Source organism: Chryseobacterium gambrini, assembly GCF_027920505.1.
Classification (GTDB): Bacteria; Bacteroidota; Bacteroidia; order Flavobacteriales; family Weeksellaceae; genus Chryseobacterium; species Chryseobacterium gambrini.
Genome location: NZ_CP115857.1, coordinates 4,450,570 through 4,471,271 on the forward strand (window position 1 = coordinate 4,450,570; position 20,702 = coordinate 4,471,271).

General features: G+C 36.1%; 18 protein-coding genes and 1 pseudogene. 12 read left to right on the forward strand and 7 right to left on the reverse strand.

The window, feature by feature from the left end; genetic code table 11:
* Positions 1-11: 11 nt before the first annotated feature.
* The 5 genes from PFY09_RS20515 to PFY09_RS20535 are packed head-to-tail and all read right to left on the reverse strand — an operon-like array spanning position 12 to position 4,542.
* The gene (locus PFY09_RS20515; protein ID WP_271160928.1) at positions 12-686 is read right to left on the reverse strand and encodes a phosphoribosylanthranilate isomerase; all 675 of its coding nucleotides are present in this window, start codon (positions 684-686) and stop codon (positions 12-14) included.
* Positions 687-696: 10 nt separating this feature from the next.
* Entirely contained in the window at positions 697-1,476 is a 780-nt protein-coding gene (trpC, locus tag PFY09_RS20520; RefSeq protein ID WP_271160929.1) for an indole-3-glycerol phosphate synthase TrpC, read from the reverse strand.
* Positions 1,477-1,487: 11 nt separating this feature from the next.
* Positions 1,488-2,474 (reverse strand): anthranilate phosphoribosyltransferase, encoded by a 987-nt coding sequence (gene trpD / locus PFY09_RS20525; protein ID WP_271160930.1) that lies wholly within the window; start codon positions 2,472-2,474, stop codon positions 1,488-1,490.
* A 38-nt stretch (positions 2,475-2,512) separates the two neighbouring features.
* Positions 2,513-3,103 (reverse strand): anthranilate synthase component II, encoded by a 591-nt coding sequence (locus PFY09_RS20530; RefSeq protein ID WP_271160931.1) that lies wholly within the window; start codon positions 3,101-3,103, stop codon positions 2,513-2,515.
* An 11-nt stretch (positions 3,104-3,114) separates the two neighbouring features.
* Positions 3,115-4,542, reverse strand: a complete 1,428-nt coding sequence (locus PFY09_RS20535) for an anthranilate synthase component I family protein (RefSeq protein WP_271160932.1) — start codon at positions 4,540-4,542, stop codon at positions 3,115-3,117.
* A gap of 539 nt (positions 4,543-5,081) precedes the next feature.
* Here PFY09_RS20535 and PFY09_RS20540 point away from each other — a divergent pair.
* The 9 genes and pseudogenes from PFY09_RS20540 to PFY09_RS20580 all read left to right on the forward strand — a co-directional run bounded on the left by PFY09_RS20540 (position 5,082) and on the right by PFY09_RS20580 (position 12,099).
* Entirely contained in the window at positions 5,082-5,303 is a 222-nt protein-coding gene (locus PFY09_RS20540) for a hypothetical protein (protein WP_076393272.1), read from the forward strand.
* Entirely contained in the window at positions 5,303-5,677 is a 375-nt protein-coding gene (locus tag PFY09_RS20545) for a c-type cytochrome (RefSeq protein WP_076393273.1), read from the forward strand. Before PFY09_RS20540 ends, PFY09_RS20545 begins: the two co-directional genes overlap by 1 nt.
* Positions 5,678-5,680: 3 nt before the next feature.
* On the forward strand, positions 5,681-6,610 hold the full coding sequence (gene rlmF / locus PFY09_RS20550) for a 23S rRNA (adenine(1618)-N(6))-methyltransferase RlmF (RefSeq protein ID WP_271160933.1): 930 nt from the start codon (positions 5,681-5,683) through the stop codon (positions 6,608-6,610).
* Positions 6,611-6,887: 277 nt separating this feature from the next.
* Positions 6,888-8,579, forward strand: a complete 1,692-nt coding sequence (gene lysS / locus PFY09_RS20555) for a lysine--tRNA ligase (RefSeq protein WP_271160934.1) — start codon at positions 6,888-6,890, stop codon at positions 8,577-8,579.
* A gap of 252 nt (positions 8,580-8,831) precedes the next feature.
* Positions 8,832-9,746, forward strand: coding sequence for an IS256 family transposase, variant Zn-binding type (locus tag PFY09_RS20560; protein WP_271160071.1), 915 nt, complete (start codon positions 8,832-8,834; stop codon positions 9,744-9,746).
* Between the two features lie 297 nt (positions 9,747-10,043).
* Complete coding sequence (locus PFY09_RS20565; RefSeq protein WP_271160935.1) at positions 10,044-10,313, forward strand: hypothetical protein; 270 nt, start codon at positions 10,044-10,046, stop codon at positions 10,311-10,313.
* A gap of 157 nt (positions 10,314-10,470) precedes the next feature.
* Positions 10,471-10,815: a hypothetical protein gene (locus tag PFY09_RS20570; protein WP_271160936.1), complete on the forward strand. Its 345-nt coding sequence runs from the start codon at positions 10,471-10,473 to the stop codon at positions 10,813-10,815.
* A gap of 114 nt (positions 10,816-10,929) precedes the next feature.
* Positions 10,930-11,166 (forward strand): annotated as a pseudogene (locus tag PFY09_RS20575) (lysine--tRNA ligase); the annotation flags it as partial.
* Positions 11,167-11,280: 114 nt separating this feature from the next.
* Positions 11,281-12,099: an OmpA family protein gene (locus PFY09_RS20580; RefSeq protein ID WP_271160937.1), complete on the forward strand. Its 819-nt coding sequence runs from the start codon at positions 11,281-11,283 to the stop codon at positions 12,097-12,099.
* A gap of 53 nt (positions 12,100-12,152) precedes the next feature.
* Here the strand turns inward: PFY09_RS20580 and PFY09_RS20585 are convergent, their stop codons facing one another.
* Together PFY09_RS20585 and PFY09_RS20590 are read right to left on the reverse strand one after the other, a co-directional pair.
* Entirely contained in the window at positions 12,153-13,157 is a 1,005-nt protein-coding gene (locus PFY09_RS20585; RefSeq protein ID WP_087710978.1) for a cytochrome d ubiquinol oxidase subunit II, read from the reverse strand.
* The gene (locus PFY09_RS20590) at positions 13,154-14,497 is read right to left on the reverse strand and encodes a cytochrome ubiquinol oxidase subunit I (RefSeq protein WP_271160938.1); all 1,344 of its coding nucleotides are present in this window, start codon (positions 14,495-14,497) and stop codon (positions 13,154-13,156) included. The genes PFY09_RS20585 and PFY09_RS20590 overlap by 4 nt, the downstream gene beginning before the upstream one ends.
* 232 nt (positions 14,498-14,729) lie before the next feature.
* On the opposite strand from PFY09_RS20590, the gene gyrB reads away from it, so the two are divergent.
* From gyrB to PFY09_RS20605, 3 genes are all read left to right on the forward strand, one after another.
* Positions 14,730-16,664: a DNA topoisomerase (ATP-hydrolyzing) subunit B gene (gene gyrB, locus PFY09_RS20595; RefSeq protein ID WP_271160939.1), complete on the forward strand. Its 1,935-nt coding sequence runs from the start codon at positions 14,730-14,732 to the stop codon at positions 16,662-16,664.
* A 136-nt stretch (positions 16,665-16,800) separates the two neighbouring features.
* Entirely contained in the window at positions 16,801-18,693 is a 1,893-nt protein-coding gene (locus PFY09_RS20600; protein ID WP_271160940.1) for a DUF3857 domain-containing protein, read from the forward strand.
* Between the two features lies 1 nt (position 18,694).
* Positions 18,695-20,629 carry a transglutaminase-like domain-containing protein gene (locus PFY09_RS20605; protein ID WP_271160941.1) on the forward strand — a complete coding sequence of 645 codons (1,935 nt, stop codon included), beginning with the start codon at positions 18,695-18,697 and terminating at the stop codon, positions 20,627-20,629.
* Positions 20,630-20,702: the final 73 nt, after the last annotated feature.

Consider the following 20,702-nt stretch of genomic DNA (forward strand, 5'->3'; position numbering starts at 1 on the left):
TTAATTTATGATCAGATCAGTTTTTCTTTAAATATTTTTATCCGGCTGATGTTTTTAACTCCGGGTTCTGTTTCAAACCTCGAATTGATGTCCAGAGCAAAAGGCTTTTGTTTTAAAATGCCGATGTTTTCTGTATTTTCTTCTGAAATTCCGCCACTTAAAAAATAGGGAAGGGGAATTTCAATGTCGTTTAACAGATTCCAGTCGAAGGTCTTTCCTGTTCCTCCAAATGATTTTGAATCGGTATCGAAAAGAATATAATCGTTTGTTTGCGCATATTGATTGATTGTTTTTTGAAGTTCCTCAAAGTTTTGGTTTCCAATTCGGATGACTTTGATGATTTTGATTTCAGAATTTAATTTTTTTCTTAATTCTGTAATAAAATTTTCATCTTCATCGCCGTGAAGCTGTATGAAATTCAGTTTTGCTTTTTCTGCTGTTTCAACTATTTTTTCTAAGTTTTCATTCACAAAAACGCCGACTTTTCCGGAATGTTCAATTGCTGAAATCTGTTCTGGATTCAAATGTTTCAAAACATACCTGAGCGATTTTTCATAAAAGATAAAACCCAGAAAGTCTGTCTGTAAAGATATTAACTTCTGAATCTGATCAGATTGTGTTAATCCGCAAACTTTTAGCTTCGGAGCATTTTTATTCGTCAATAGATTGTTGTCTGGTGATTTCATACCTGATTTTTTAAATTCCTGTATTGGAAATAAATTCAGCTAATTTTTTTCCGGGATCTTCATGTTTCATAAAATATTCGCCCATCAGAAATCCGTCGAAACCTTCATTTTTTAAATATCTGAAATCTTCTTCGTTGTAGATTCCGCTTTCGGCAACAGACAGAATGTCTTTCGGAAGCTGGTTTTTCAAAGTAACCGAATGTTGCAGATCCACTTTGAAATCTTTCAAGTTCCTGTTGTTAATTCCCACAAGATCAATGTTTTTATGGATGTGTTTCAGCTCTTCTTCGGTATGGATTTCCAGTAAAACTTCCAATCCCAACTCGTGAGAAAGTTCTGTAAATTCTGAAACCTGTTGTGGTGAAAGATAGGCTGCAATCAATAAAATAACATCTGCACCGATGCTTTTGGCTTCATAAAACTGATATTCATCGATCATGAAATCTTTTCGCAGAATCGGAATATTTACAGAATTTCTTACATTCAGAATATCCTCAGAATTTCCTCCGAAAAAATCACGATCCGTTAAAACAGAGATGCCACTCGCTCCAAATTTTTCATATGCGGAAACCACTTCTAAAGGTGAAACTGTATCATTAATAATTCCTTTTGAGGGTGACTGTCTTTTGAATTCAGCAATGATTCCGCTTCTCTTTTTTAAGCTTTCTTTCAGTGAAAAATTTTCTCTTCCGAAAAATTCAGATTCCTTCAATGCTGAGACTGAAGTATCCGATTTCGAGAAGGAAACCTCTTCTTTTTTTCTTTGTATGATTTTATCTAAAATATTCATAATCAATTTCATTATTCTAAAAGAAGTTCCAGACTTCTTAATGCTTTTCCTCCATGTAAACTTTCTTTCGCCATCAAAAGGCAATCTTCATAGCTTCCGAATTTATCAGTGTGATAAAGGGCAACCGCTGCATTTGCCAATACAACGGCATTCTGTTGTTCCGTTCCTTTTCCCTGAAGAATATTTCTGAAAATTTTTGCCGTTTCCTGAGGCGTTTCGCCCGCTTTTATGCTTTCATGGGTAATAGAATCAAAACCTAGATCTTCCGTAGAATAGACTTCTTCTCCTTTTTTGGTAATAATTTTACTGTCGTGGGTAAGACTGATCTCGTCGTAGCCGTCCATTCCGTGAACAAGGATAAAATCACGGTTGTCCTTCTGCAAAAGATACTGGTAAATTCTTGCGATTTCCGGATTGTAAACGCCGATCATGGAAAACTGAGGTTTTGCAGGATTCACAAGCGGACCGAGAAGGTTGAAAAAAGTTCTGAGACCTAAAGCTCTTCGCAGCGCACCAACCGATTGCAGTGCCGGATGAAAATAGGGGGCATGTAAAAAGCAGATGTTGGCTTTTTCAAGATCTTCCTGAAGTCTTTCCGAACTGTTTTTGAATTCATAGCCCAGTTCTTCCAGTACATTGGAAGATCCGGTGATGGTAGAAGCTCCGTAATTTCCATGTTTCGTTACTTTCTGTCCCGCTCCTGCAACTACAAAACTTGCTAAAGTTGAGATATTGATAGTGTTTTTTCCGTCACCGCCCGTTCCTACAATATCAATGGCATCTCCGGAATCTATGTTTACGGGAACTGCCATTTGCAGAAGGGCTTCACGAAAGCCTTCGAGCTCTTTAAGCGTGATATTTCGCATGAGGAAAACACTTATAAAAGCCGTAACTTCGGTTGCATTGAATTTATTTTGGGCAATCTCAATCATAATCGCCTTTGCCTCAGATTTGGACAAGGTATGATGATTAAAAAGGTATTGCAGGATCTCTTTCATTTGTGGAGGTTTTATGGTTGAGGGAATTTGTGCTGTTTTCAATTGAGTAGAAAGTTTTTGATGATAATTTCTCCCTGCGGAGTAAGAATGCTTTCCGGATGAAACTGTACGCCGTGAACATCATATTTTTTGTGCTGTAACGCCATAATCATTCCATCTTTGTCTACTGCGGTAATTTCCAGTTCTTCCGGTAAATCTTCGCGGTTAACAACCCAACTGTGGTATCTTCCGACTTCAATTCCGCTGGATAGATTTTTAAAAATTTTGGTATCTTCTTTTACGAAATCTGCGGAAGTTGCCACTCCATGAAAAATTTCGGAAAGATTGGTTAAACTTCCTCCAAAAGCTTCTGCAATTGCCTGCTGACCGAGACATACGCCTAAAATGCTTTTTTTCGGAGCGTATTCTTTGATCAGATCCAGTAAAATTCCGGCTTCTTCCGGAATTCCGGGACCGGGTGAAAGTACTATTTTATCGTACTGATCGATTTCTTCCAGACTGATCTGGTCATTCTTTACCACATCCACTTTGGTATCCAAAACTCTCTCGATAATCTGAACCAGATTGTAGGTAAAGCTGTCGTAATTATCGAATACGAGAACTTTGGTTTGTTTTATAGTATTGCTCATTTTTTTTGATTTTAATAATTTTCGACTAATTTCTCCGCTTTTTCCACTGCTTTTTTCAGGGCATTCAGTTTATTGTTTACTTCCTGAAGCTCACTTTCGGGGTTGGATTTTGCCACAAGTCCGGCTCCTGCCTGATAATACAGCGTATTGTTTTTACTTAAAAAAGTACGGATCATAATTGCCTGATTGCAGTCTCTGTTCAAGCCAATCATTCCGATGCATCCGCCATAATAGCCTCTGGAATCTTTTTCATACTGGTTAATTAACTGCAACGCTCTGTGTTTCGGGGCTCCGCTTAAAGTTCCCTGCGGAAAAGTTGTTGCCACCATTTCGAAAGGATTTACATTTTCCTGCAGATCCGCTGTCACTTCGCTTACCATGTGGATAACGTGAGAGAAAAGCTGTATTTCCTTTAATTTGGTTACCGTTACGTTTTTTCCGAGTTTTCCAAGATCATTTCTTGCGAGATCCACAAGCATCGTGTGTTCTGCATTTTCTTTTTCATCATTTTTTAAAGTTTCAATAGACTGGAGATCGGTTTCAAAATGTCCTGTTCTTTTGAATGTTCCGGCAATCGGATGAATAACGGCTTTGTTGTTTTTGATGATTAACTGGCTTTCAGGGCTTGAACCGAAGAGTTTGTAGTTGCCATAATCGAAGAAAAATAAATAAGGGGAAGGATTGATGTTTCTTAATGCACGGTAGACATTGAATTCATCTCCTTTAAATTTCTGCTGAAATCTTCTGCTTAAAACCAATTGAAAGACATCGCCTCTCATGCAGTGTTTCTGGGCTGTTTTTACGAGTTCAATATATTCTTCGTCCGTGATATTAGAAGTTTCTGCTCCTTCTTTTTCGAAAGGATAAATTACGGAATTCAGATTCTTGATTAGGCTTTCAAGAAGGTAAAATTCAGATTTTACACCTTCCATCTGATTTTCAATAATATGCATTTCATCATTGTAATGATTGATGGCAATAACATATTGATATAATCGGTACCGAAGAATCGGGATTTCAACTTCGGGACTCTGTGCTTTGAACTGAATATTTTCAAAAAACTGAACCGCCTCGAAACTGGTATATCCGAAAAGGCTTTGTGCCGTTTGTTCTATAGGATCTGCCGTTTTTTCGCATTCGAAAAGATCTGAGAAATTCTGAAAAACATCTTCAATTTTATTTTCAATGATAAATTGTTTTACAGGTTCCTGTCCCGGAAGCTTTATTTCAAAATCATTTAAATTTTTAATTTCGATTCCGGCAATCGCATTGATGGCAATGAAAGAGAAGTTGTTATCGATATTTTTAGAATCTGAACTTTCCAGAAGAATAGTATCCCTGAATTTGTCGCGAATCTGCAGATAGATATTCATCGGAGTCTGAAGATCTCCGAGTGTTTTTTTGGAAACGGTTTTTATTTTTATCTTTTTACTGAACATTGCAGTTGAATTTTAAAATGGATGAAACAAAAAAAGACTTCAACGGATTACGTCAAAGTCTTTATTATTTGTTATAAATTATTTCTGTTGGTTGTTTAGCATTAACAACATGACAATAACATCAGACCCGACGAAGAGTTTGAATGCCACCACCACATATTTCTGTTGTTAACCATAGTACAAATGTATATAATTTTTTTAATATGAAAACAAAAAAATTATGAAATTAAAAAAAAAATTTTATGGTTGTCCGCAATTTGTCATCATTAAAAAACCTTTGAGTTCTTTGCTGAGTGAAACGCCTTTGCGAACCCAAAAACAGTTGGCATATAAAAGAATCTTAGCGAACCCTTTGCGTTAAAAAGCAATATGATTAATAACAGATCATCAAAAAACTTAATCTGAAAACTGATGGCTTTCACTAATCAGAAAAATCTTTTAGCAGAAAAAATTTAATGAAATATCTTTAAAGTGGAGGTTTATCATAAGTTTGAAACTTTATTTTTTATATTTTTGTCTAAATTTTTATAGGAAAAATAATGAAAAAAGTATTAGCAATCGCGTTTATCGGTGGTTTATTGGCAGCTAGCTGCTCTAAAAAGCCAAATCATGACTTACAGGACAGCAACACGATGTTGCCAGAGCCGGATGCTCCAACTGTGGTGGATTCTACTGCCAAAAAAACTGAAGCAGCAAAAGTAAATGCCGCAGAATCTCTTCCTGCAGCTGAAGCTAAAGCAGATACTCTTACAAAAAAATAATGAAAAATCTGTTTTTGACAGGATGTCTGGCAATGCTGATGTTTTCCTGTTCCAAAAAAGAAAATACACCTGTTGATGCGGCTTCTCCTGAAGCTACATCAATGAATGAACCGGCGAAAAGTAATCTTTCCGGCGACAAAATTATTGAAACGCTGGACTGTTCCGGATGTCATGCGGTGAATGAAAGAATGATAGGACCTTCTTATCAGGAAATAGCGGATAAGTATTCTGAAAAGGATGCAGAAATGCTCGCTTCCAAGATTATAGAAGGCGGAAGCGGAGTTTGGGGAGGCGTTCCGATGTCTCCACATCCACAGGTATCGAAAGAAGATGCCAAAAAAATGGTACAGTATATTTTAAGTCTGAAAAAATAATTGATGACTGAAAAGTCTGCTTTACATCCAAGAAATCTGCATCGTGATCCTTATGATTTCGAACAACTGATTTCCTGTGTACCGGAACTAAAACATTATGTTTTTGTGAACGCTTATCAAAGTGTAACAATAAATTTCAGTCTTCCGAAGGCTGTAAAATTGCTCAATAAAGCTTTGTTGTTACACTTTTATAAGGTTCAGGATTGGGATATTCCCGAGGGTAATCTCTGTCCTCCGATTCCCGGAAGAGCAGATTACATTCATTATATTGCCGATTTAATCGGTGAAAAAGATCCTCAGAATTCTGATATTAAAGGACTGGATATCGGTACAGGAGCAAATCTTGTCTATCCTTTAATTGCCCATCGTTCTTACGGGTGGAAAATGCTTGGAACTGATATTAACGACATTTCCCTGAAAAACGCGGAATATATTTTAAGTCAGAATCCGGATTTATTACCTTTTATACATCTGAAAAAACAGCCGGAAACTCAACGTATTTTCAAAAATATTATTTATAAAGAAGATCGTTTTGCATTTTCGATGTGCAATCCGCCTTTTCATGATTCCGAAGAATCTGCCATGAAAGGGAATTTCAGAAAGACAAAAAATCTCAAAAAATCTACGGTTAAAAAGCCATTACTGAACTTTGGAGGACAACAGTCGGAATTATGGTGTGAAGGCGGAGAACTGGCTTTCATTACAAATATGATTCGTGAAAGTACTCTGTATTCATCTCAGGTTTTATGGTTTACCTGTCTTGTTTCCAAAAAAGAGAACCTCAGTAAATTAACATTCCTTTTAAAGAAAATAAAAGCAGTCGATTTCAGGATTATCGAAATGTCTCAGGGACAGAAAATTAGCCGTATACTGGCTTGGACTTTTATTGATCCTAACAAGCATAAAGACTGTTTGTTACAGTCAAAAATGTAAATGTCCTACATTATATTGGTAAGGCGTTTTAATATTGTATTTTTATAACAATTTTCTTTACGATATCTGCGTCTGAGTATTCGTCCATGCAAAATATTAAGCCTGTTGTTTTCGGTAGATAAACTTGGTATCGGTTTGACGCTGTCTGCTAATTTAGCAGCCGAATTGATCTGTGACTGTATATAATAATGTATTACAGTATAAAATATTTGCTTCAACTTTAAAGCAGAATTTTATAAATAATCACTAAATTTGTACGCTTTTAGAAAAATAAGAAATGCAATTATCAGAACAAGAAATCATTAGAAGAGAAAAGCTGAATAAGCTTGTTGAAATGGGGATTAATGCATTCCCGGCGGATGAATACATCATTACAGATACTACAGAATCTATAAAACAGGATTTCGCAGAAAGTAAACAGGTGAAGATCGCGGGAAGACTGATGTCGCGAAGAATTCAGGGAAAAGCTTCTTTTGCTGAGTTGCAGGATTCTACAGGAAGAATTCAGGTGTATTTTAATAGGGATGAGATCTGTACAGGAGAAGATAAAACGTTATACAATGAAGTGTACAAACATCTTTTGGATATCGGAGACATTATCGGAATTGAAGGTGAGCTGTTTACAACACAGGTAGGAGAGAAGACGGTTTTGGTGAAAAATTTCACGCTGTTAACGAAATCTTTAAGACCTCTTCCACAGGCAAAAACGGATGAAAACGGTATTGTTCACGATGCGTTCAATGATCCGGAGCTAAGATACAGACAGCGTTATGTAGATTTAACGGTAAATCCTCAGATTAAGGAAGTTTTCGTAAAAAGAACAAAACTGTTCAATGCAATGAGAACATTCTTTAATGATGCAGGATATTTTGAGGTGGAAACTCCGATCTTACAGGCGATTCCGGGAGGAGCTGCGGCAAGACCTTTCATTACACATCACAATGCTTTGGATATTCCTTTATATTTAAGAATTGCCAACGAACTGTATCTTAAAAGATTAATCGTAGGTGGTTTTGACGGGGTTTATGAATTCTCCAAAAACTTCAGAAATGAAGGAATGGACAGAACCCACAATCCGGAATTTACCGCAATGGAAATTTATGTTGCCTACAAAGACTACAACTGGATGATGGATTTCACGGAGAAGTTATTAGAGTTCTGTGCCATTCAGGTGAACGGAACAACAAAAGCTACTTTCGGGGAATATGAAGTGGATTTCAAAGCACCTTACCAAAGAATTTCCATGACGGATGCGATCCTGAAATTTACAGGATTCGATATCACTGGAAAAACTGAGCAGGAATTATTCGATTTTGCAAAATCTATCGGAATTGATGTGAATGAAACGATGGGGAAAGGAAAATTAATTGATGAGATTTTTGGCGAAAAATGTGAAGGAAACTTTATTCAGCCAACTTTCATTACGGATTATCCGATCGAAATGTCACCGCTTACGAAAAAACACAGAAGCAAAGAAGGTTTAACCGAGCGTTTTGAACTGATGGTTTGCGGAAAAGAAATCGCTAACGCATATTCTGAGCTTAATGATCCGATTGACCAAAGAGAACGTTTTGAGGAGCAGCTAAAATTATCAGAAAAAGGAGACGACGAAGCAGGGCAGTTTATTGATGAAGATTTCTTAAGAGCGCTGGAATACGGAATGCCGCCAACTTCCGGTTTAGGAATCGGAATGGACAGATTGATTATGTTCCTGACGAATAACGCATCTATTCAGGAAGTTTTATTCTTCCCTCAGATGAAACCTGAGAAAAAGAAACCAGAAATGTCAGTTGACGAATTAGATATTTATTCTAATATTAATGATGCTGGAAAAGTTTTATTAACTGATGTAAAGAATAATTTAGGATGGAGTAATAAAAAATGGGATAGTACTCTTAAGTCATTGACTTCTAAAGGTTTTGTTAAAGTCGTAAAAACAGATGAAGGTCTATATTTAGAACATAAATAAAGTTTTTAAATTTAAGAGTTAATAAAATTAGTACTCAATAAATACTTATAATAGGTTGCCGTTTGGTGACCTATTTTTGTTGCAGATAGTCGCAGATAAATTAGGTTTAATAGTCAAAAATAGTTGGTAAAATTCTTTGCATTGTCGACTGTTACTGATGATACATAAAGTTTATTGAACTTTGTTTCAATAAACTTTTTTTATGGCTGGAAATTCAAAAAAAATCGTTGTTGGAGTTGCAAAAGTCTGGATGTGATTTCTTGGGGAAAGCAAAACGGAAAGCGTCGTTTTAAATGTAAAAACTGTGGCATTCATTTTACTTCGGAGAATAAATCTGTGGGCCTAAAAAACAAAGAAATTTGGTTCAAAAAATGGATTGTTGGGAAACAGACTTATGAGCAGATTTCAGCAGAATCTGGATATTCGGTAAGTACTCTTCAACGGTATTTTAACGTGATGCTTAGTAAAGCTCCAAAACTCAGTTACAACCAGAACAAGGAGGTTTATTTACTGATTGACGGCACTTATTTCTCCAATGAAATCTGTTTGGTGGTTTACAGAGATAATGTTTTTAAGCAAACCCAGCTTTACAGAATTACTGACGGTGAGCATTATGAAGAACTCAAAGAGGATTTGGAAAACATCTTGAATTTAGGAATAAAAATTGGCGGGATAACCTGTGATGGCGATAAATCTCTACTGAAAGCCATCCGAAAAGTTTGTCCTAAAGTTCCTGTTCAGAGATGTCTGGTTCATATTCAAAGGATGTGCAAAATATGGCTTTCCGCCTATCCGAAATCTGTAGCAGGTTTTGAGTTGCGTGAAATTGTCTGTAAAATTCATTTTATTGACAACGAAGTTAAAAAGCAGTATTGGATCAAAGAGTTTTTGGATTGGTCTGAAAAGCATAAAGAATTTTTGAATGAAAAATCATACAGCCAGGAAACCGGAAGATATTGGTACACGCACAAAATGGTGAGAAGATGTTTTTCGGTTATCAAAAAAGCTTTGCCAAATATGTTTTCGTTCCTGCAGGATCCTAAAATCCCGAAAACAACCAATGGAATAGAATCTTTTTTTTGGTCATTTAAAAGGTCATCTAAATATTCATCGGGGGCTTACAAAAAGTCGGAGGAAAAAGTTTATCCAGTGGTATCTTTTTTATAGAAATCTAAAACCATAAAGGTTTTTTTAGCCATAGAGCTGTTCCAATAATTTACAAAAAAAGGATGGTAAAAACCATCCTCTAAACTATTGTTTACAGCGTTGATTGTATTGCTGGTAAGTTGCTCCTCAGCATTGCTCACTTCCTCTTCCAATCAACCGCAAAATATTACGAATTATTTCTGACAAAAACACCAACTATTTTTGACCACATTACCATAAATTAAAAAAATTGTCACGGGATTGTCACGAGTGTTCAAAAATCTATTAATTTTAGAAAACTAAACAAACGTTTAATCTATGTCTGTAAATATAAGAAAGAAATATATAGGGAATTTAAAATCAGAAACCAAATCTCCAGAACAATGGAAAAAAGAAGCTGAACTTTATTTAAAAATGCAAGAAGGTGACACGATGACATTATATAATACAGAACCTCAACAAAACATTCGGCAAAAAAATTTAAATGAACGAGGTTATAAACCTTTTGTAGATGTAGAAGCTATTAAAGAATCTGAAAGATTAAAACAACAGAATCGAAAGATAGTCAGAACAAAATATTATATATAAAATAAAAACCATACTTGGAGAAGAGTTTCAAAGAGAGAATATTATGGATACTAATCGGGGTTACAATTAGCATTGATTATTTTCTGCAATGGAGGGACTAAGTAAATTAAAGATTGCTGTATATATGTAATATTTGTAGATTTGCAAAAAATAATAAATGATAAATGTAATTGTTGTCCCTGAGACGGATGAATTTAAAGAACATGTTTCTCATAGTAGTGTGGTTTGGATAAATAAGAATATTGCTCCAAACTTAGTTGATAATAATGCAAAATATTTAGCTCCTTATTGGATAACAGATAATTTTCGTGGTGTAAATAGAATTTTTCATATTTTATCACATTATAAGTGTAATGATGGAACTTATGAAATTATTTTGGGGAATTCATTTGTTTTAAATGAAACTTGGGATAATATAGGAAATCCAAGAAAATATGAATATCACAAGTTAAGTGAATTTGGATTTGCTGAAATAACGGACGGATTATTATTAAGGCTATAAATTGCAGATTATATCATTTAAAAGCAGATAAAACATAGAAATATGTCACACATTTGTCAGAGTAACATAAATTTCAATTATAACTAACTTGTTTTCAGTTGAATATTTCGGTTTGTTTTATTCTTCCCTCAGATGAGACCTGAAAAAGCGGTTCCTCAAATTAAACTGGGTGAAGATGAAAAAGTAATTCTTGAAATTTTAAAATCAGGAGAACAGATTGCTTTGGCAGAAGTGAAAGAGCAATCTCAACTTTCAGGAAAGAAATGGGACAAAGCCTCTAAAACGTTAACGAAAAATAACCTCGTGAAAGTAGAGAAAATTGATGAGGTTCTTTTGATAAAACTGGTTTAAGATTTTATATCATATAATTTAGTTCCGGCGGAAGCGAAGCTTCCGCCGGAATTTTTTATAAAGCACAAAAAACTATTTTTGCATAATTTACGTTATTCATAAAAACTAAATGAGATGAGAATTCTGATCGTCCTTATTTTTCTGTTCATTAATACGAAAGCTCAGATGCTTAGTTCGGTTTATTTTGAGTACAATAGTTCTAAACTGACGAAAGAATCGCAGAAAAAGCTTGACAGTCTGGCGCAGTTGAGAAGCAATCTGAAATTCAGAATTTTTGGAAATTGTGATATTTCCGGAACTTCGGAATACAATAAAAAGCTGTCTGAAAATCGTGCTAATGCGGTTAATCAATATTTACAGTCAAAAGTCGGAAATAATATCAAACTGGAAAGTGTAGTAGGATTGGGAAAAGAAAAACCCATCAATGACAACAGTACCGAAGAATTGCGCGGTAAAAACAGAAGGGTAGATGTATTTATTGATCGGGTGATGATTGCCGGAGAAATACATTCGGGGAAAACCTTTGAGAGCTTTTTCAGCAAAAAAGTTTCAGAAATGAAAATCGGAGAAACTTTTTCTTTGCCGAATGTTAATTTTATCGGAGGTCGCCACGTATGGCTGCCAAAAGGAAATAGTGTATTGATGCAGTTAGCGGAAATTTTAAAAAATAATCCGACAATCGAAGTAGAATTGCAGGGACATATCTGCTGTGATTATGACAATTTCGATGGTGAAGATTTAGATTTGAAAACATTTAACCTATCTTGGACGAGAGCCAATGCCATCAAAGAATTTCTGGAAAAGCAGGGAATTAGTTCAACTCGCATCAAAGCAACCGGAATGGGACATCTCAATCCTGTTGTTTATCCCGAAAGAAAGGAAGAGGATTTCATGAAGAACAGGAGAGTGGAAATTGTTTTGCTTAAAAAATAGATTACAAGGTTTCGGCGCAGCAAAGCTGCGCCGAAACTATTATACTTATAAAATTATCTTCTCAGTTTACTGAATGATGCCATCAGATAAAACAAAAACGGAAGGATGAAAACGGAGCCGAGCATTAATGCCCATCCCAAAGCCGAAATTGTTTTTGGCGCTGCAACGTTGTCTAATAAAGAAAGATGTTCTCCGTTTGCAAACAAAATAATATTCGGATTGTGCTGATATGTGGCGGCAACCAGAATCATAATCACCTGAAATCCTGCTAAAGCTCTTACAGGTAAAAGTTTACGGCGATTCATTGCTCTCAGAATTAAAAAGAGACAAATCGTGGCAAAAACCGTTGCCATAATTCCCAAAGGCTTTGAGAAAACCCACATCAGTAAAGGAATATCGGAAAAATAAGCCGTGATGAAAACCAGAAGTCCTGCGATAACAACAAAGATCATGGTCTGTTTGGATTTTCTGATCATCATACCCAGTTCAAAACGGTCGGATGTTTCTCTCAAAGCAAAAACGGAAGCAAGATAAGCACAGATGGAAACGGTAAATAACCCGACTGCAACACCAAACCAGTTCAGCCAACTGAAAATATATAAATCTAAAAAATTGGTCGCCTCCGGATTAATAGAATGGGAGATCGTTGCTGCTGCCGTTAATCCCAGAAAAAAAGGAGTCAGTAAACTCGCAAAGTAAAAAATCTGTGTGTAAATGCGTTGCCAACTGTCTTCCACCGCATCATAATGCCGGAACGTAAAAGCTGTCCCGCGTGCAATAATTCCCACCAGCATTAAAACCAAAGGAATATGAAGGTACGTGGAAAGCGTGGTGTAAACCTCCGGAAAACCGACAAAAAGAATAACAATGGCAATAATCAGCCACATATGATTGGCTTCCCAAACCGGAGCAATAGAAGTATACATCAAAGTCTGCGTTTTGGGTCTGTTCTTTTTTCTGGTGAACTGTTCCACGATTCCCGCTCCGAAATCGGCTCCGCCTAAAATAACATACAGGCAGATCGATAGCCAGAGAAATCCTATAACAACGTAAATCATGACTTCTTATTTTTAGAGTTAAACTGAGGATCGGTAGGATCGTATAATTTGGGAACCATTTTAATCTGTCTTGTTAAAAGGAAAATAATAACCAAAGAGAGTGACGCGAAAATCGCGGTAAAAAAGTAAAAAGAATACTGAATTCCCGGCATTGGTGTCACGGCATCGGCTGTTTTCATAATTCCGTAAATAATCCACGGCTGTCTTCCCACTTCAGTTACTGTCCATCCCGCTTCCAGAGCAATATATCCGAAAGGAGTTGCATATAAAAATGTTTTCAGAAGCCAGTTTTTGGAAAACCATTCTTTCCTGAAAAATGTTGCATACAGAAAAACACTTCCAATAATAATCATCACAACTCCAAAAAAAATCATGATCTGAAAAGCATAATGTACCACGGCAATTGGAGGCCATTCGTCTTTTGGAAAATCTTTCAGTCCTTTTACTTCCGCATTAAAATCATTAGCTACTAAAAAACTCAGAACTTTCGGGATTTTTACGGCATATTTTATCTCTTCTTTTTTCTCATCCGGAATTCCGCCGATCACAAATGAAGCCCCTTTTTCCGTTTCAAAATGGGCTTCCATGGCAGCTAATTTTATCGGCTGTCTTTCTGCAACAGATTTTGCGGCAACATCACCACTTAAGGGAGCTCCGAATGCTCCGATCAAAGCAAATCCTGCTGCAATTCTGAAGGCTTTGGTATGAAATTCAACATTTTTTTTCTTTAGAATTAAAAAAGCATGAACTCCGGCAACGGCAAATCCAGTCGCACAAAACGCTGCAACTGTCATGTGTAACGCCTGAGGAAACCACGCGTCATTGAGCATGGCTTTAATAGGATCTATATTTAAATATTGTCCGTTCACATAATCGAATCCTGCCGGAGAATTCATCCATGCGTTTGCGGCAACCACTAAAATTCCCGAAGCCAAACCGCTTAATCCTACCAAAAATCCGCAGAACCAATGAAACCATTTATTAAATCTGTCCCATCCGTACAGAAAAAATCCGATTGCGATGGCTTCAATAAAAAATGCAGTTCCTTCCAGAGAGAAAGGCATTCCGAAAATCGGTCCGGCATGTTTCATAAATTCCGGCCATAGAAGTCCCAGTTCAAAGGAAAGCATCGTTCCGGAAACGGCACCGGTTGCAAAAAGGATTGCCACACCCTTGCTCCAGGCTTTCGTAAGACCTTTATAAACTTCGTTTTTTGTTTTTAAGTATTTCCAGTGTGCAAAAGCCATAAGAAAAGGCATAACCATACCCACACAGGAAAAAATAATGTGGAAGCCGAGTGACATTGCCATCTGTGCACGAGCTGCAAGAAAGTCGTCCATAAACCATTCATTTTGAGTAAATAAATTTACGTATAAATTAAAGATATACATTATGATTTACAACAGCATTTGTTTGAGAAATAGGTTTTAACTTTGATATTTTTTAAGAGAAAACAATCTTTGCTTTTTGTGGAAAAATCAATACTTTTTTGACACTTTTTAACTTTCATACCTCGAAAAAAATCACGATATTTGTAAGTCTTTGCATTTAGCAGGATTTTTTAATATTTATATGAGTCAGAAACAATATACAGCGAGTAGTATTCAGGCATTGGAAGGAATGGAACACGTACGTATGCGTCCTTCAATGTACATTGGTGATGTGGGAGTAAGAGGTCTCCATCATTTGGTTTATGAAGTAGTAGATAACTCTATCGACGAAGCGTTGGCAGGATACTGTGACACGATCTTTGTCTGCATTAAAGAAGGAAACGGGATCGAGGTTAGCGATAACGGTAGAGGTATTCCTGTGGATTTCCACGAAAAAGAACAAAAATCCGCTCTTGAGGTTGTAATGACGAAAATCGGGGCAGGAGGTAAGTTTGATAAAGATTCTTATAAAGTTTCCGGAGGTCTTCACGGAGTTGGGGTATCGTGTGTAAACGCACTTTCCAACGAAATGGTAACGACAGTTTACAGAGACGGAAACGTTTATCAGCAGATATATTCAAGAGGTAAAGCTCAGACCGGAGTAGAGGAAATAGGACACAGCGATCAGAGAGGAACAAAACAGTTCTTCCAGCCGGATGATTCTATCTTTACAGAACTGGTATATAATTATGATACATTAGCAAGCCGTTTAAGAGAGCTTTCTTATTTAAATAAAGGAATTACCATTACCCTTACAGACGAAAGAGAAAAACTGGAAGACGGTTCTTTCAGATCGGAAGTTTTCCATTCTGAAGGTGGTTTAAAGGAATTCGTTGCTTTCATCGACGGAAACCGTGAGTCGATCATGGAAAATGTTATTTTTATGGAAGGTGAAAGAGACGATATTCCTGTGGAAGTGGCAATGCGTTACAATACTTCATTTAATGAGAATCTTCACTCATACGTTAATAATATCAATACTCACGAAGGAGGTACTCACTTGGCAGGTTTCAGACGTGCTTTAACGAGAACTTTAAAGAAATATGCAGACGATTTAGGGATTCCTCAGAAAGAAAAAGTAGAAATTACAGGAGATGATTTCCGTGAAGGACTTACCGCTGTAATTTCCGTAAAAGTAATGGAACCTCAGTTTGAAGGACAGACCAAAACGAAATTAGGAAACTCCGAAGTTTCGGGTGCTGTTGATAAAATTGTTGGGGAAATGCTGACTAACTTTTTGGAAGAAAATCCTAACGAAGCAAAAATTATCGTTCAGAAAGTGGTGTTGGCTGCAAAAGCAAGACAGGCTGCGAAAAAAGCCCGTGAAATGGTTCAGAGAAAATCTCCGATGGGAGGTTCCGGGCTTCCCGGGAAATTATCCGACTGTTCTTCAAAAGATCCGGCAGAATCAGAAATTTTCTTAGTTGAGGGAGATTCCGCGGGTGGAACTGCAAAGCAGGGACGTGACAGATTCTTTCAGGCAATTCTTCCGTTAAGAGGTAAGATTTTGAATGTTGAGAAATCAATGCTTCATAAAGTATATGATAATGAAGAGATTAAGAATATTTATACCGCTTTAGGAGTTTCCGTAGGTACGGAAGAAGACAGTAAAGCGTTGAATATGGCGAAGTTAAGATATCATAAAATCGTAATCATGACCGATGCCGATATCGATGGTTCTCACATCTCAACCTTAATCTTAACGTTCTTCTTCAGATATATGAAGGAATTGATTGAGAACGGATATATTTATATTGCTCAGCCGCCTTTGTATTTATTGAAAAAAGGAAATAAAAAAGTATATGCTTACAACGAAAAAGAGCGTGAAGAATTTACTTTGGAAATGTCTCCGGATGGAAAAGGTGTTGAAGTTCAGCGTTATAAAGGTCTTGGAGAGATGAATCCTGAACAGCTTTGGGAAACCACTCTGAATCCTGAACACAGAATTCTGAAGCAGGTAACCATCGACAATGCGGTGGAAGCAGACAGTGTTTTTTCTATGTTGATGGGAGACGAGGTTCCGCCAAGAAGAGAATTTATAGAGAAGAATGCTAAATATGCGAAAATTGATGCATAATTGAATTCAAAAAATACGATTATAAAAGACTTCAGCAATGGAGTCTTTTTTCTTTTTCAATATTAACCATTCAATACAATAAAAAATAATTTTGTCAGTTATAAGATTTCATTATTTTTGCTAAATTTAAATAACCATGATGAAAATACTTTGTATTGGAGCGCTTTCGATGGCTTCTTTTTATTACACACAAAATTTTCCGGTTTCAGCTATTCCTGAGAATCTGAAGAAAAACGCAGATGCAGTGATCAGGAAAGATCTTACAACCATTCAGATCAATAAAATTGATGATATAAGATATCAGTATTATACGGTTACTACAGTTTTGAACAAAGATGGTGACTCCGATGCACAGATTTATATCCCTTATGAAAAAGGCAATAGTATTTCAGACATCAAGGTAAATATTTACGATGAATCTGGAAAGAAAATAAAGTCATTTTCCAAGTCAGATTTTGGAGATTTTGCCAATAACAATCAGGGAACTTTCTATTCGGATAACCGAGTGATGGCTATGTCATATACTCCGACTCAATATCCTTACACCGTTGAATTTTCTTATCAGATTGGTGATGAAAATACAGTTTTCCTACCGGATTTTATTCCTTTCAGATCAACCAATATCTCACTGGAAGAAGCTCAGATGAAGATCATCAACAAATCAGGCATCGAGCTTAAAACAAAAACATATCCTTCGGCTTATAACTATACTTCAGTTACAGAAAGCGATAATGCAGGAGAAAAAATATATTCTTATAAAAATGTTCCGGCTATTGATGATGCTTTTTTGCTTCCCCAACCGATAAAAATTTTGCCAAAAGTAAGTTTTGCGTTAACGAAATTCAATCTTGAAGGAAAACAGGGGAGTATAAACAACTGGGGTGAGTTCGGATCTTGGTATTACAACAGCATTTTACAGCCGGTTTCTTTATCAACGCCTGCAATTAAAGCGGAAGTCGCAGCATTGAATTTACAGGGAACAACCGAAGAAAAGGTAAAAAAACTGTATCAGTATATGCAGAGCAAGACAAGGTATATTTTTGTAGCCTTGGGAATCGGCGGTTGGCAGCCGATGCTTCCGGATGAGGTTCAGAAAAAAGGATATGGTGACTGCAAAGGATTAACGAATTACATGAAAACTTTACTGGATGAAGCCGGAATTCCGGCTTATTATTCGGTGATCAATTCAGGTTCCTCTCCGGTTTCGTTTGATAAAGATTTTCCCAAAATGGGAGGAAACCATGTTATTCTGATGGTTCCTGCAGAAAAAGGAAATATCTGGCTTGAAAATACATCTCAGCAAATAGCTTTTAATCATCTAAGTTACGGAACCACAGAAAGAAATGTGCTTTCCATCAGGAAAAACGGAATTGAATTAATTGATACTCCGGTTTATGCAGCAGACCAAAGCAAAGAAAAACAGCTTTTAAAAATAAAGCTTAATGAAGACAACAGTATTTCCGGCGAAGGTAATTTTGCGTACACGGGAATTCAGTATGATAACAATCTCGTTCTGGCAACAATGTCACCAAAAGAAAGAAACGAAGCCATAAAAAATCTTCTGGATGTTCTTCATTTTGAAAAGATTGAAATGAAAAATTTCCTGAACGATAAAGACAATGCCGTTGCAAAATTTGATCTTGATTTTAAAGCCAATAATTATTCTAAAAACGCAGGAAGCAGCATCATTTTCAGAGCAGTACCTATTTATTCAAACAATGTTTACAAAACAGACGAAAACAGGGAATTGCCTTTTGAATTAAGACAGTCTTTTCAGGATGAATACGAAATCAACTTTGCGCTTCCTAAAAACTATAAAATAGAGGAACTTCCCGAGAATGTGACGTTAAATTCAGAATTCGGAACCTATCAGTTAAGTTTTGTAAAAAATGGCGAAGAACTGAAAGTCAGCCGAACCATAAGAATCAATAAAGGACTTTATCCTAAAGAAAAATATAACGATTACGTTAATTTCAGAAAAAAAACCATTAACATCGACAACTCAAAAATTTTAATTTCTAAAATTTAACATGAAAAAAATATTTCTAGTGGCTTTCTGTTCAATGAATTTCATATTTGTTGAAGCTCAGAAGCATGAATTTCTTAACTATCCTAAATTTAATGATGCAGATCTTTCAAAGCAGAAATCAGCGTTGGATGAAAATGCACCTGCCGAAATTTTATTCAAATCTCTGCATTTCAGCATTGATAACAATACCGGAAATCTTGTGAAAAAAGCTTTTTACAGGGTGAAAATTTATGATAAAGACAAAGCAGAAGACTGGTTGAATCTTGAAATTCCGTTATACCAAAGCGGAAGCGATCAGGAGACCATTTCGAGGGTAAAAGCTTTCACGTACAATCTGGAAAACGGTACTTCCGTAGCTACAAAAGTTGATAAAAGTTCGAAATATAAAAGTAAAGAGAGCAAATATGTTTCCATCACAAAATTTGCATTCCCGAATGTAAAAAACGGCTCTGTTATCGAATACCAGTATGAAGTGACTTCTCCATTTCTCTATGTGGTTCCGGAAATTATGATCGAAACAGATACACCGTCGTTATACACGGAATATGTTTTAGACAGCCCTTCAAACATTGCCTATAATGTGAATTACACAGGTTTTCTTACTCCTAAATATAGAGAAGTTGATGAAAGAATGATGTACGGAATGAATTACAGAACATACCGCTTCGGATTTGAAAACGTAAAAGGTTTTAAGACAGAAAAATTTGTAAATAACGACCGAAATTACAGAACCAAAATTGGTGCAGAGCTTCATTCAACAAACTTCAGAGAACTTAAATTGTATTCTTCATCGTGGGAACAGATTAAGCAGAGGTTGTATGAAAATGAAGATTTCGGAGGAGAATTAAAGAAGACAAGACTGGCAAAAGACAATATGCCTGCAAATATTTCAGGAATTTCAGGAGAGATAGAAAAAGCCAATGCTGTTTTTGATTATGTAAAAAATACCTTTACATGGAATAAAGACAGAGGAATTTATACAGAAGACGGTATCAAAAAAATGCTGGAAACAAAAACCGGAAATGCGGCAGAAATCAATCTTTTTCTGGTCATGATGCTTCGTGAAGCCGGAATTAAAGCAGATCCGCTTACGATTTCTACGGTGAGCAACGGTTTTATTAATATCGCTTCACCCAATGTTTCCAATATGAATTTTGTAATTGCTGCCGTTCAGACAAAAGATGGCTTTCATTTGTATGATGCCACTTCAAAGCAGTCTTCGATCGATCAGTTACCGCCAAGAGACTGGAACCAGTTCGGAATTTTGATGAATAAAGACAAAGTTCAGCAATTATCCATGATCAATGCAAAAACAAGTTTTACCTATCTTACGGCGGCGGCAAAAATTAATGCAGACGGAAGCATTTCGGGAACCTATTCCGATAAAGACACAGGAACGTATGCTATTTTTGCGAAAGAAAGCTATGACGATAATGCAGAGAAATACAAAAAGCAGTATAAAGATAATTTTGCGATAGACTTTACCAATATCGATTCAAAAGTACATGAAAACGGTGATTTTGAAAGCACCATGAAGTTTTCTTCCGAAAATTTAATCGACAGGATCGGAAAGAAAATGATTATCAATCCGATGTTGTTTTTAAATAAAAACTCAAATGAATTCGATCAGACAGAAGAAAGAAAATACCTAATCGATTTTACTTCGCCGTTCACAAGAATTAAGAAAATAGTTTTGGAAATTCCGGAAGGATATACCATTGAAGAAATGCCGAAAAACAAAAAAATCGTAACCGACGATAAAGAAATCGAATACAGTTATATTGCTGAACAAAAAGGAAACAGGATCGAAGTAATTTCCACCACCAAAGTTAAGAGTCCCACTTATGAGAAAGAATATTATCCGGCTTTTAAACAGATTTGGGGAGTTGCTTCCAAACAGGAAAACCAAGTCATCAGTCTTGTAAAAAAACAGTAATTAAATTTTTTTTCAAAAATAATCTCAAACCATTCATTTTTTGAATGGTTTTTGCATTGAAGAAGGAAAATCA

What these genes read in the sequence shown, in the direction of transcription:
- rlmF (WP_271160933.1), top strand. Translation starts at nt 5,681, where the DNA reads ATGACTGAAAAGTCTGCTTTACATCCAAGAAATCTGCATCGTGATCCT.
- PFY09_RS20570 (WP_271160936.1), top strand. Translation starts at nt 10,471, where the DNA reads ATGATAAATGTAATTGTTGTCCCTGAGACGGATGAATTTAAAGAACAT.
- PFY09_RS20545 (WP_076393273.1), top strand. Translation starts at nt 5,303, where the DNA reads ATGAAAAATCTGTTTTTGACAGGATGTCTGGCAATGCTGATGTTTTCC.
- lysS (WP_271160934.1), top strand. Translation starts at nt 6,888, where the DNA reads ATGCAATTATCAGAACAAGAAATCATTAGAAGAGAAAAGCTGAATAAG.
- PFY09_RS20535 (WP_271160932.1), bottom strand. Translation starts at nt 4,542, where the DNA reads ATGTTCAGTAAAAAGATAAAAATAAAAACCGTTTCCAAAAAAACACTC.
- PFY09_RS20590 (WP_271160938.1), bottom strand. Translation starts at nt 14,497, where the DNA reads ATGGACGACTTTCTTGCAGCTCGTGCACAGATGGCAATGTCACTCGGC.
- PFY09_RS20600 (WP_271160940.1), top strand. Translation starts at nt 16,801, where the DNA reads ATGATGAAAATACTTTGTATTGGAGCGCTTTCGATGGCTTCTTTTTAT.
- trpD (WP_271160930.1), bottom strand. Translation starts at nt 2,474, where the DNA reads ATGAAAGAGATCCTGCAATACCTTTTTAATCATCATACCTTGTCCAAA.
- PFY09_RS20565 (WP_271160935.1), top strand. Translation starts at nt 10,044, where the DNA reads ATGTCTGTAAATATAAGAAAGAAATATATAGGGAATTTAAAATCAGAA.
- PFY09_RS20605 (WP_271160941.1), top strand. Translation starts at nt 18,695, where the DNA reads ATGAAAAAAATATTTCTAGTGGCTTTCTGTTCAATGAATTTCATATTT.
- PFY09_RS20515 (WP_271160928.1), bottom strand. Translation starts at nt 686, where the DNA reads ATGAAATCACCAGACAACAATCTATTGACGAATAAAAATGCTCCGAAG.
- PFY09_RS20530 (WP_271160931.1), bottom strand. Translation starts at nt 3,103, where the DNA reads ATGAGCAATACTATAAAACAAACCAAAGTTCTCGTATTCGATAATTAC.
- trpC (WP_271160929.1), bottom strand. Translation starts at nt 1,476, where the DNA reads ATGAATATTTTAGATAAAATCATACAAAGAAAAAAAGAAGAGGTTTCC.
- PFY09_RS20540 (WP_076393272.1), top strand. Translation starts at nt 5,082, where the DNA reads ATGAAAAAAGTATTAGCAATCGCGTTTATCGGTGGTTTATTGGCAGCT.
- PFY09_RS20580 (WP_271160937.1), top strand. Translation starts at nt 11,281, where the DNA reads ATGAGAATTCTGATCGTCCTTATTTTTCTGTTCATTAATACGAAAGCT.
- PFY09_RS20585 (WP_087710978.1), bottom strand. Translation starts at nt 13,157, where the DNA reads ATGATTTACGTTGTTATAGGATTTCTCTGGCTATCGATCTGCCTGTAT.
- gyrB (WP_271160939.1), top strand. Translation starts at nt 14,730, where the DNA reads ATGAGTCAGAAACAATATACAGCGAGTAGTATTCAGGCATTGGAAGGA.